This window comes from Bacillus sp. MD-5, assembly GCF_002201875.1.
GTDB lineage: Bacteria > Bacillota > Bacilli > Bacillales > Bacillaceae > Bacillus > Bacillus stercoris.
The window spans coordinates 3,595,463-3,606,992 of record NZ_CP021911.1 but is presented as its reverse complement, the minus strand read 5'-3'; the positions used below and the strand labels follow the sequence as shown (position 1 = coordinate 3,606,992).

The 11,530-nt window shown below is 46.7% G+C and carries 10 protein-coding genes; 7 read left to right on the top strand and 3 right to left on the bottom strand.

Annotated features, from left to right (window positions below):
• Positions 1-7 precede the first annotated feature (7 nt).
• Positions 8-160 (bottom strand): bacteriocin biosynthesis protein, encoded by a 153-nt coding sequence (locus tag CDO84_RS18230; RefSeq protein ID WP_081483650.1) that lies wholly within the window; start codon positions 158-160, stop codon positions 8-10.
• Positions 117-248, bottom strand: coding sequence for a subtilosin A (gene sboA / locus CDO84_RS18225; protein ID WP_003222002.1), 132 nt, complete (start codon positions 246-248; stop codon positions 117-119). The genes CDO84_RS18230 and sboA overlap by 44 nt, the downstream gene beginning before the upstream one ends.
• Before the next feature lie 311 nt (positions 249-559).
• Here sboA and CDO84_RS18220 point away from each other — a divergent pair, with 311 nt between their 5' ends.
• From CDO84_RS18220 to fnr, 4 genes are all read left to right on the top strand, one after another.
• On the top strand, positions 560-988 hold the full coding sequence (locus CDO84_RS18220) for a YwiB family protein (RefSeq protein ID WP_040081525.1): 429 nt from the start codon (positions 560-562) through the stop codon (positions 986-988).
• Positions 985-2,655, top strand: coding sequence for an arginine--tRNA ligase (argS, locus tag CDO84_RS18215; protein WP_014665762.1), 1,671 nt, complete (start codon positions 985-987; stop codon positions 2,653-2,655). The genes CDO84_RS18220 and argS overlap by 4 nt, the downstream gene beginning before the upstream one ends.
• Before the next feature lie 134 nt (positions 2,656-2,789).
• Entirely contained in the window at positions 2,790-3,977 is a 1,188-nt protein-coding gene (gene narK / locus CDO84_RS18210) for a nitrate transporter NarK (protein ID WP_040081526.1), read from the top strand.
• A 98-nt stretch (positions 3,978-4,075) separates the two neighbouring features.
• Entirely contained in the window at positions 4,076-4,792 is a 717-nt protein-coding gene (gene fnr / locus CDO84_RS18205) for a fumarate/nitrate reduction transcriptional regulator Fnr (protein WP_014665760.1), read from the top strand.
• 31 nt (positions 4,793-4,823) lie between these two features.
• Here fnr and CDO84_RS18200 read toward each other — a convergent pair whose 3' ends face one another.
• On the bottom strand, positions 4,824-5,543 hold the full coding sequence (locus CDO84_RS18200) for a YwiC-like family protein (RefSeq protein WP_040081527.1): 720 nt from the start codon (positions 5,541-5,543) through the stop codon (positions 4,824-4,826).
• 143 nt (positions 5,544-5,686) lie between these two features.
• Between CDO84_RS18200 and arfM the strand changes: the two genes are divergently transcribed.
• From arfM to narH, 3 genes are all read left to right on the top strand, one after another.
• A complete protein-coding gene (arfM, locus tag CDO84_RS18195; RefSeq protein ID WP_040081528.1) occupies positions 5,687-6,163 on the top strand; it encodes a Crp/Fnr family transcriptional regulator ArfM in 477 nt (158 codons plus the stop codon).
• Positions 6,164-6,377: 214 nt separating this feature from the next.
• A complete protein-coding gene (locus CDO84_RS18190) occupies positions 6,378-10,064 on the top strand; it encodes a nitrate reductase subunit alpha (RefSeq protein WP_040081529.1) in 3,687 nt (1,228 codons plus the stop codon).
• On the top strand, positions 10,054-11,517 hold the full coding sequence (gene narH, locus CDO84_RS18185; protein ID WP_014665755.1) for a nitrate reductase subunit beta: 1,464 nt from the start codon (positions 10,054-10,056) through the stop codon (positions 11,515-11,517). Before CDO84_RS18190 ends, narH begins: the two co-directional genes overlap by 11 nt.
• Positions 11,518-11,530 lie beyond the last annotated feature (13 nt).

The window sequence follows — 11,530 nt, the reverse complement described above, 5'->3', positions numbered from 1 at the left end:
CTATGATTCAAATGAAAAACGATTGTGTATGTATATTCAAGAGGTAGATTTTAGTTAAAAATTGTAATTTACTTAAAAAGGGCATAGTAGAAAGACTATGCCCTTTTTGGAGAACCTTATCCCCATAGACCGAATAGGCCTGTTGCACCGGCAATTTCAAAATCAGGGATTGGGCCGTCCACTAAACAAGCGGCTCCGATCGAGCATGTTGCACAACCTTTGTTTTCTACAATGACAGCTTTTTTCATAATTGAATCCTCCCTTTTTTTGTTTTTCTAGCAGATCTATGTTGTACTTTTATCTTAAAACTATCAAATTACTAATTCAATACATATATTTTGAAAAAAATGTGAAATGGAAATGATAGATTTCGGAAAAATGTAACATTTCCTAAAGGTAATTAGTGATATGATTTTCTCTTCTATTAAGGAAATGCTTTTTATGAGGTTTATCTTCAAATCTGATGAGCAATGATGGTAAGATAGAAGCAGTTGAAGTTTACAAACCGAATGATTATACTATTCAAGTCAAAGTGGAATGATGAAAAGGACGTGTCAGAATGAAGCAAGAGACACCGATAACACTCCATGTGAAGTCTGTGATTGAGGATGACGGAAACCAAGAGGTCATCGAATTCCGCACCACCGGATTTTACTATGTAAAACAAAATAAAGTGTATCTATCTTATTATGAAGAACACGACTTAGGCAAAGTCAAAACGATTGTGAAAGTAAGCGAAGGCGAAGTCCTGGTCATGAGGTCAGGCGCTGTCAAAATGAATCAGCGTTTCGTAACGGGAGCTTCCACAATTGCTAAATATAAAATGTCATTTGGTGAGCTTGAGCTGAAAACAAGCACAAAATCGATTCAATCTGATCTCGGTGAAGAAAATGGCCGTATCAGCATCGCATATGACATGCATGTCGGAGACGAGCAGGAGCATTTACATAATATGACGATCACGTATGAGGGAGGAACTCACGCATGAACATTGCGGAACAAATGAAGGACGTGCTGAAAGAAGAAATCAAAGCGGCCGTTCTGAAAGCGGGACTGGCTGAAGAAAGCCAGCTTCCTAATGTCGTTTTAGAAACACCGAAAGATAAAACACACGGCGATTACTCTACAAATATGGCGATGCAGCTGGCGAGAGTCGCAAAAAAAGCGCCGCGCCAAATCGCTGAAGAGATTGTCGCTCATTTTGATAAAGGAAAGGCTTCGATTGAAAAACTGGATATCGCCGGCCCGGGTTTTATCAATTTCTATATGAACAATCAATATTTAACAAAGCTGATTCCGTCTGTACTGGAAGCAGGGGAAGCATACGGGGAAACGAACATCGGAAACGGCGAACGAGTTCAGGTCGAATTCGTATCAGCGAATCCGACGGGAGACCTTCACCTCGGGCATGCACGCGGTGCGGCTGTCGGTGACTCCTTATGCAACGTGCTTTCAAAAGCGGGTTATGATGTAAGCCGCGAATACTACATTAACGATGCGGGAAACCAAATCAACAATCTGGCGCTTTCTGTTGAAGTCCGTTACTTTGAAGCGCTCGGCTTGGAAAAACCGATGCCGGAGGACGGCTACCGCGGCGAGGATATTATTGCGATCGGAAAGCGTCTCGCTGAGGAATACGGCGATCGTTTTGTTAATGAAGAGGAAAGTGAACGCCTCGCGTTTTTCCGTGAATACGGCCTGAAATACGAGCTGGATAAGCTGCGCAAGGACTTGGAAAACTTCCGTGTGCCGTTTGATGTGTGGTATTCCGAAACGTCTCTGTACCAAAACGGAAAAATCGATAAGGCGCTTGAAGCGATCCGCGAAAAAGGCCATGTCTATGAAGAAGACGGCGCGACTTGGTTCCGCTCTACGACGTTTGGCGATGATAAAGACCGCGTATTGATCAAGAAGGACGGCACGTACACGTACCTGCTTCCTGATATCGCGTACCATAAGGACAAGCTTGACCGCGGCTTTGATAAGCTGATCAACGTTTGGGGCGCCGATCACCACGGCTACATCCCGCGTATGAAAGCGGCAATCGAAGCGCTGGGCTATGAAAAAGGAACGCTTGAAGTAGAAATCATTCAGCTCGTTCACCTTTACAAAAACGGCGAGAAAATGAAAATGAGCAAACGGACCGGTAAAGCCGTAACGATGCGTGACTTGATTGAAGAAGTTGGCTTGGATGCCGTGCGCTACTTCTTTGCGATGCGCAGTGCGGACACACATATGGATTTTGACTTAGATCTTGCTGTATCAACATCTAACGAAAACCCTGTGTATTATGCACAATATGCGCATGCCCGTATTTGCAGCATGCTTCGCCAAGGGGAGGAGCAGGGACTTACACCTGGGGCAGACCTTGATTTCAGCCATATCCAATCAGAAAAAGAATATGATCTGCTGAAAACGATCGGCGGCTTCCCAGAGGCAGTGGCGGAAGCAGCGGAAAAACGAATTCCGCACCGTGTCACAAACTATATTTATGACCTGGCTTCCGCTCTGCACAGCTTCTACAACGCAGAGAAAGTCATCGATCCTGAAAATGAAGAGAAAAGCCGCGCGCGCCTGGCTTTAATGAAGGCAACGCAAATTACGCTGAATAACGCGCTTCAGCTGATTGGCGTATCGGCTCCGGAAAAAATGTAATGATGATCAAAGGACAAAGTCTTCGGGCTTTGTCCTTTTTTTATGAGGAAAACGTGTGATGTATTTCACAATCCTGTTTGCCGAGTTTTTGTATGATAAGACTGATTATTGAATCATTGAAAGGGGCAAGCCAAATGATCAACCGTCAACACATTCAATTATCGTTACAGTCATTAAGCTTGGTGGCAGGGTTTATGGTTTGGGTGCTGATTTCATCACTCATTTCCCAAATCACATTAGATATTCATTTAAGCAAGGGCGAGATTTCTTTGGTGACGGCGATTCCTGTGATCCTCGGGTCGCTTCTCCGCATTCCTTTAGGGTATTTAACGAACCGGTTTGGCGCGCGGCTGATGTTTATGATCAGCTTTATCTTGCTTTTGTTTCCTGTATTTTGGATCAGTATTGCGGATTCTTTGTTTGATTTAATCGCCGGCGGCTTTTTCTTAGGGATCGGGGGAGCGGTATTCTCCATTGGGGTGACCTCTCTTCCGAAATATTATCCGAAGGAAAAGCATGGTGTCGTTAATGGGATTTACGGTGCAGGAAATATCGGGACAGCCGTTACGACATTTGCGGCGCCGGTTATCGCTCAAGCTGTCGGTTGGAAAGCAACCGTGCAGATGTATCTGGTTTTGCTGGCTGTCTTTGCCTTACTGCATGTTTTATTCGGCGACAGGCATGAGAAGAAGGTCAAAGTTTCTGTAAAGACTCAAATCAAAGCCGTTTACCGAAATCATGTCCTGTGGTTTCTGAGCCTGTTTTATTTTATTACGTTTGGTGCCTTTGTCGCCTTCACCATCTATTTGCTGAACTTTCTGGTGGAGCACTTTGGACTGAGTCCGGCGGATGCCGGTTTGCGGACGGCTGGCTTTATTGCGGTCTCTACGCTGCTCAGGCCTGCGGGCGGATTCCTGGCTGATAAAATAAGCCCGCTCCGCATCTTGATGTTCGTTTTTGCGGGGCTTACATTATCAGGCATTATCTTATCGTTCTCGCCGACAATCGGCCTTTATACGTTTGGGTCATTAACTGTGGCGGTCTGCTCAGGTATAGGAAACGGGACGGTTTTTAAACTGGTGCCTTTCTATTTTTCGAAGCAAGCGGGGATTGCAAATGGTATTGTGTCTGCCATGGGCGGATTAGGCGGTTTTTTTCCTCCGCTGATATTGGCGAGTGTATTTCAGGCAACAGGCCAATATGCGATCGGATTTATGGCGCTTTCAGAGGTGGCGTTAGCCAGCTTTGTCCTTGTGATCTGGATGTATTGGCAGGAAAGAATGAAAACGCACACGGAGAGAAACAGTCAGAGCATCAACTAACACTGGAGCATTCACAAGATTGTTAGTTTTTTCTCGATGGGTACAAATCAATTCACGTTACAATAAACACACAACGTGACTTTCTTCGAGGTGAGCTCATGAATTTTCTCTCTGTTCGACCATCTGATAGTGATCTTATATCCAGTGATCTGCATGAATTGCTGGAATCGATCAGCACGAAAAGAAAAATGGAAAAACACACGTATTTGTTTCGAGAAGGAATGGATGCAGAAGAGCTTTATCTGATTCAATCAGGACTCATTGAAATCGGCAAGCTGACATCTGACGGAAAAGACCTGACGCTTAGAATCTGCCAAAAAAACGATATCGTCGGTGAATTAACACTTTTCACTGAAGAACCGAGGTATATGCTCAGTGCAAAAGTGCTAGAGGATGGCGAGGTGCTCGTCATTAATAAAAATAAGCTGGAAAAAGAATTAATCCAAAACGGCGCTTTGACATTTGAGTTCATGAAATGGATGAGCACCCATCTCCGGAAAATTCAGTCCAAAATCAGGGATCTGCTTCTTCACGGCAAAAAGGGTGCGCTCTATTCCACCCTTATCCGCTTATCAAACAGCTACGGAGTGGAGCGAAGCGACGGCATTCTGATTAATATTGTCCTGACAAATCAGGATTTGGCAAAGTTTTGCGCGGCTGCACGGGAAAGCGTCAACCGTATGCTCGGAGATCTCCGCAAACAAGGGGTTATTTCGATAGACGAATCTGGAAAAATTATTTTGCACAAGCGGGACTATTTGCGGTGTGAAATTGAGTGTGAAAATTGTCCGCTGGAGATTTGCAATATTGACTGAAAAAAACAAGGACAGCGGTGTCCTTGTTTTTTTACCTTGTCATAAAGAAGCACATGACGGCAAAAAAGAAGCAGGCATTTACGATTTCCAGAATGCCAATCGTTTTCGCAGGCCAATTCCTGCCATGAAAAAACCATGCCCGCAAGCTGCTTGGGATAAAAGCGAGAAACGCCCATCCTGCTCCGAAAAGAGCGGATAAAAAGGGGAGCAGCAGGTGGTATCCCCATGACCAGTATGCAAATGCCCTGTTTTTTCTCTCGCGGATCACCGATTTCACATAAAAGGAACTCCCGATAAAAAATAAAGCAGACTGCAAGAAAATAAACCAAGCCCAGCCGTCAAGGGTTCCCATCCCCAGCCAGCAGCTTGCAAGACCTCCCGAACAAAAGAACAAAACACCCGCAACATCATTCAATAGGGCTCGTTCATTTTTTCGGCGGGCAAAATACATATGGATGAGAAACAGCGGCAGTAAAGAAACGCCCACCCAGATGAGAGGCGGCTTATGAAAGAGAGGGATCATCAAAAAGCAGCAGGCGGGAAAACCGTAATAACACATCCACTTTTGATATGGTTTGATTTGTTTCTTTTTTAAGGCAAGTGTAACGGGATAAACCGCTAAGTATAGGAAAAGCCAGCCAAGGAAGAGCGGGATATGCCAGATAACGGGGCCTCCCTTGACCATGCCTAGTAAAAATGGGATCAGCAGCATCGCCCATGCGCCGTGCTGCTTCGGAATCAGCGCCTTCATCGAAACCCTCCTTTTTTCTTTCATTATAAATGCAGTCACCCTCCTGATAAGTGACATTTCTCATACAGGCTGTGAAATACATCACTGCTGTACAGGCTCAGTCGAGCTACACTAAAGCTATCCTTAGCACAGGAGGCTTTCTTATGAATCAGTGTGACTATTTATTATTTCTGAAACAACTTCCCATGTTTAATGAAGTGCCTCTATCCATTGTCGAAACCTTGCTGAAAAACGGCACGTTTATCAGCGGCTCATGTGATCAAACTCCATCCTTTCTTCATTCACAATCTGTTTATATTGTATTAAAAGGCAGTGTCCGTTTTATGGACACCAGGCTCCCTGAAGGGTCGAAAACCGTTGCGCTGTGGGAAAAAGGCGATGTGTTTCCGATTGATGAAAAAGGCGGGCTTTATTTATCGCCTTTTATCTCAGTCAATGCCACTTCAGACATTTTGATTCTCAATATCCCTTATTACATATTTAAAAAAATGATGTCTTACAATCCTCAGCTGCAAATGAACTTTTTGGCCATGCTTCAGCAAAATGTTTTTTGTTCCTATCAATTATTTTTGCGGTATTTGCATACATCACAAGACGAAAATGCTGAGCCCGGTTCTTAAATAGAGCCGGGTTTTTTGATCTTTGAATGAAAGGCGGCTCATGATCAGGCGTCCTGCGAACGCGGCCTTCCTCACATCCTGTGAAAATCCTTCCTTCTCCTTTGTGTGAACATTTTGTGAAAAAAGCAGAGTGTGTGACATAGTTCACAAGGAAACACGCTGTCTCTGTTTATAGTGAACTTAGCACCACCTGACTCGGAAGGAGTGAACTCTCATGAAGAAAAAGAAAATGAGTCCGTTGTTTAGGAGATTGAATTTTTTCTCTCCTATAGAACACCATTCAAATAAACATAGCCAAACCACCCGCGAAGATCGCGATTGGGAGAATGTATACAGAAACAGATGGCAGTACGACAAAGTCGTTCGCTCCACCCACGGCGTTAACTGCACGGGGTCTTGCAGCTGGAATATTTATGTGAAAAACGGAATTGTCACGTGGGAAGGACAAAATTTGAATTACCCATCAACAGGCCCGGATATGCCTGATTTCGAACCGAGAGGCTGTCCGCGGGGGGCCAGTTTTTCATGGTATATCTACAGCCCGCTCCGTGTGAAATATCCATACGTGCGCGGTGTGCTGATCAATTTGTGGCGGGAAGCATTGCAGACGCATCAAAATCCGCTGGATGCCTGGAAATCGATCGTTGAAAACCCTGAAAAAGCGAAGTCCTATAAACAGGCGAGAGGGAAAGGCGGTTTTGTTCGTGCTGAATGGCCGGAGGTGCTGAAGCTGATTTCAGCCTCTCTGCTGTATACAGTGATGAAATACGGGCCAGACCGGAATGTCGGCTTTTCTCCGATTCCGGCCATGTCCATGATCAGCCACGCGTCAGGCTCCCGGTTTATGTCGTTAATCGGCGGCCCTATGCTCAGTTTTTATGACTGGTATGCGGATCTTCCGCCGGCGTCCCCGCAAATTTGGGGTGACCAGACGGACGTTCCAGAAAGCAGTGATTGGTACAATTCAGGCTATATCATCACATGGGGCTCCAACGTGCCGTTAACGAGAACCCCTGACGCGCACTTTTTGGCGGAGGCCCGCTATAAAGGCGCTAAGGTCATTTCGATCAGTCCGGATTTTGCGGAATCCTCAAAGTTCGCGGATGACTGGCTGAGTATCCGCCAAGGGACTGACGGGGCGCTTGCGATGGCCATGGGTCACGTCATTCTTCAGGAATTCTACGTGAACCAAGAAACTGAACGTTTTATTGAGTATGCGAAGCAATACACTGATTTTCCATTTCTCGTCACCTTATCAAAAGAAAATGGCGTATACACAGCGGGCCGGTTTTTGCATGCGAAGGACATCGGGCGGCAGACAAAGCATGATCAGTGGAAGCCCGCGGTCTGGAATGAACAGACAGGCGCATTTGCCATACCGCAGGGGACAATGGGCTCCCGCTGGGATGGGCAGCAGAAATGGAACCTGCATATGATCGATGAAGAAACAGGGGAAGCGATTGAACCCCGTCTCTCTGTGCTCGGAATAGAGGATGAAATCGGCACGGTGCGCATTCCTTATTTTTCAAATGACGGAAACAAAGTGCTCGAGCGGGATCTTCCTATTAAAAAAATGAACCTGAACGGTGAAGAGACGTACGTCACGACCGTGTTTGACTTGATACTGGCTAACTACGGCGTAAATCGGGGCATCGGCGAACAACAAGCTGTCTCCTATGATGATCCTGAGCCGTTTACGCCTGCCTGGCAGGAACAAATGACAGGAATCAAAAAAGAAGCTGTCGTTAAGATTGCCAGAGAGTTTGCTCAAAATGCGATCGATACAGACGGCCGGTCCATGATTATCGTAGGAGCCGGCATTAACCACTGGTTCAACTCCGACACGATCTACCGAGCAGTGTTAAATCTTGTTTTGCTTGTAGGCGCCCAAGGCGTAAATGGCGGAGGCTGGGCCCATTACGTCGGGCAGGAAAAGCTCCGACCTGCTGAAGGATGGCAGACGATTGCAACTGCAAAGGACTGGGAGGGCGTGCCCAAGCTGCAAAACGGCACTTCATTTTTCTACTTTGCGACAGATCAGTGGCGTTATGAGGACCAGCCGATCAGTGATTTGGCATCACCGATTGCTGTGTCATCCCGCTACAAGCACCACGCTGATTACAATGTGCTGGCGGCGCGGCTAGGGTGGCTTCCGTCTTACCCGACTTTCAATCAAAATGGCATCGATCTGTATAAAGAAGCTGAAAAAGCAGGGGCAGCAACACCTGAAGACGTAGGTGCGTACGTGGCCTCACAGCTCCAAGAGAAAAAACTGAAATTCGCGATTGAAGATCCTGACAATGAAGTGAATTTCCCAAGGAATCTCTTTGTATGGCGGGCAAACCTGATCTCAAGCTCAGGAAAAGGGCATGAATATTTTCTCAAGCATTTGCTGGGGACAACGAACGGTTTAATGAATGACGACAGCGACAGCATCCGCCCAGAAGAAATCAAATGGCGGGAGCAGGCGCCGGAAGGAAAGCTCGACTTATTAATCAATCTTGATTTTCGAATGGCGGGTACGGCGCTGTATTCCGATATCGTGCTGCCGGCGGCGACATGGTATGAAAAACACGATCTCAGCAGCACGGATATGCATCCGTTCATTCATCCATTTGCTCCGGCGATCTCGGCTCCGTGGGAATCGAAGTCAGACTGGGATATTTTCAAGGCGCTGTCAAAAGCCGTTTCCGATCTGGCAGAAGAAGTCGATTTGGAGCCGGTGAAAGAAGTGGTTGCGACGCCGCTCCTCCATGACACCATGCAGGAATTGGCCCAGCCATTCGGCAAAATCAATGACTGGAGCAAGGGCGAATGTGAAGCCATTCCGGGAAAAACGATGCCGAACATCCAAGTCGTTGAACGGGATTACAAACACATTTTTCATAAAATGACCGCACTCGGTCCTAACGCTGCTTTAAAGCCGAGCGGAACAAAAGGGATGAGCTGGTCAATAGCCGATGAATATGAATCACTCAAAAAGAGACTGGGAGAAATCACCTCAGACAGCGTGGCAAAGGGATGTCCAAATATAAGTGAAGCAAAGCAGGCGGCAGAAGCGGTTTTAACCCTATCATCCACTTCGAATGGAAAGGTCGCCGTAAAAGCATGGGAATCACTTGAAAACATCACAAACCTGAAGCTGAAAGACCTAGCGGAAGAGCGCGAGGAAGAATGCTTTACGTTCGAACAAATTACAGCCCAGCCGAAAACGGTTATCACGTCTCCGGCATTTACCGGCTCTGAAAAAGGAGGCCGCAGGTATTCGCCGTTTACGACGAATGTTGAAAAATTAATCCCGTGGCGGACACTGACAGGCAGACAATCCTATTATGTCGATCATGAACTGATGATGGAATTCGGTGAAACGATGGCGACATTTAAACCGATCCTCCAGCACCGCCCGTTTCTAAGCAAGCGGCCTGATCAAGAGGGAAAAGAGATCGTCCTTAATTATTTGACGCCGCATAACAAATGGTCCGTCCACAGCATGTATTTTGATTCTCTGCCCATGCTGACGCTGTTCCGCGGCGGGCCGACCGTATGGATGAATAAAGATGATGCAGAGGACACGGATATTAAAGACAACGATTGGATTGAATGCTTCAACCGAAATGGCGTAGTCGTCGCGAGAGCGGTTTTGTCTCATCGGATTCCTAAAGGAATGGCGTTTATGCACCATGCCCAAGACCGCCACATCAACGTGCCCGGCACGAAACTGACAAATAACCGCGGAGGCACCCATAACAGCCCGACAAGGATTCACGTCAAGCCGACACAGATGATCGGGGGCTACGCCCAGCTCAGCTACGGCTTTAACTATTACGGCCCAACGGGGAATCAGCGCGACCTGAATGTCGTCATCCGCAAGCTGAAGGAGGTCGATTGGCTTGAAGATTAAAGCGCAAATCGGTATGGTCATGAACTTGGATAAATGCATCGGCTGCCACACGTGCAGCGTCACCTGTAAAAACACATGGACAAACCGTACCGGTGCGGAATATATGTACTTCAATAATGTAGAAACAAAGCCGGGCATCGGCTACCCGAAGCAATGGGAGGACCAGGACAAATATAAAGGCGGCTGGACATTGAAAAAAGGAAAGCTCGAGCTGAAATCAGGCTCGAAAACAAACCGGCTTGCGGGCCTTTTCTACAATCCGAACCAGCCGACGATTGATGATTACTATGAACCTTGGAACTATGATTATGAAACATTAACGAACAGCCCGCAGAAAAAACACCAGCCAGTGGCACGCCCGAAATCGTCCTTGACAGGGGATTTCATGAATATCGAATGGGGGCCGAACTGGGAGGATGATCTCGCAGGCGGCCACATAACGGGACTTGAAGATCCAAACGTGCAAAAGATGGAGGAATCAATTAAAACAGAATTCGATGAGGTCTTTATGATGTATCTGCCCCGTATTTGCGAGCACTGCATCAACCCGGCGTGCGTTTCATCCTGTCCGTCCGGCGCCATGTACAAACGCGAGGAGGACGGCATTGTGCTTGTGGATCAAAACGCATGCCGTTCATGGAGATATTGCGTCTCATCGTGTCCTTATAAAAAAGTCTATTTTAACTGGCAAACGAACAAAGCGGAAAAATGCACACTCTGCTTTCCGCGTTTGGAGGCGGGACTGCCGACCATCTGCTCCGAGACGTGTGTTGGCAGAATCCGCTACCTCGGCGTTATGCTGTATGACGCGGACAAAGTGGAGGAAGCGGCATCTGTTGAAAATGAAAAGGATCTCTACCATTCCCAATTGGACGTTTTTCTTGATCCGAATGATCCTGAGGTTGCCAAACTGGCAAAAGAACAAGGCATTCCGGCTGAATGGATAGAGGCCGCGCAGCAATCACCGATCTATAAAATGATCATTGACTGGAAGATCGCGCTGCCGCTTCATCCTGAGTACCGCACGCTGCCAATGGTGTGGTACATTCCGCCGCTCAGCCCGATTATGAATCTCTTTGAAGGAAAAGGCAGCCGGCAAACGGCGGAAGATATTTTTCCGGCTATCGACCAAATGAGAATCCCGATAGATTATTTGGCGCAGCTGTTAACAGCCGGTGATACGGATCATATTCGGTCAACATTAAAGAAAATGTCTGTCATGCGCCAGTATATGAGAGCGGTCCAGACGAATAAATCAATCGATCCGGAACTGATCTCCAGTGTCGGCTTAACAGAACAGCAAATTGAAGACATGTATCGGCTGCTTGCGATTGCCAAATATGATGACCGCTTTGTGATTCCGAGCAGCCATCGAGAAGAAGTATCAGATTTATACGCTGAACAAGGAAGCTGCGGCTTATCATTTTCAGGCGGCCCCGGCTCCTGTTTCTAACTTTTGATAAATG

What these genes read in the sequence shown, in the direction of transcription:
- sboA (WP_003222002.1), bottom strand. Translation starts at nt 248, where the DNA reads ATGAAAAAAGCTGTCATTGTAGAAAACAAAGGTTGTGCAACATGCTCG.
- CDO84_RS18220 (WP_040081525.1), top strand. Translation starts at nt 560, where the DNA reads ATGAAGCAAGAGACACCGATAACACTCCATGTGAAGTCTGTGATTGAG.
- argS (WP_014665762.1), top strand. Translation starts at nt 985, where the DNA reads ATGAACATTGCGGAACAAATGAAGGACGTGCTGAAAGAAGAAATCAAA.
- narK (WP_040081526.1), top strand. Translation starts at nt 2,790, where the DNA reads ATGATCAACCGTCAACACATTCAATTATCGTTACAGTCATTAAGCTTG.
- fnr (WP_014665760.1), top strand. Translation starts at nt 4,076, where the DNA reads ATGAATTTTCTCTCTGTTCGACCATCTGATAGTGATCTTATATCCAGT.
- CDO84_RS18200 (WP_040081527.1), bottom strand. Translation starts at nt 5,543, where the DNA reads ATGAAGGCGCTGATTCCGAAGCAGCACGGCGCATGGGCGATGCTGCTG.
- arfM (WP_040081528.1), top strand. Translation starts at nt 5,687, where the DNA reads ATGAATCAGTGTGACTATTTATTATTTCTGAAACAACTTCCCATGTTT.
- CDO84_RS18190 (WP_040081529.1), top strand. Translation starts at nt 6,378, where the DNA reads ATGAAGAAAAAGAAAATGAGTCCGTTGTTTAGGAGATTGAATTTTTTC.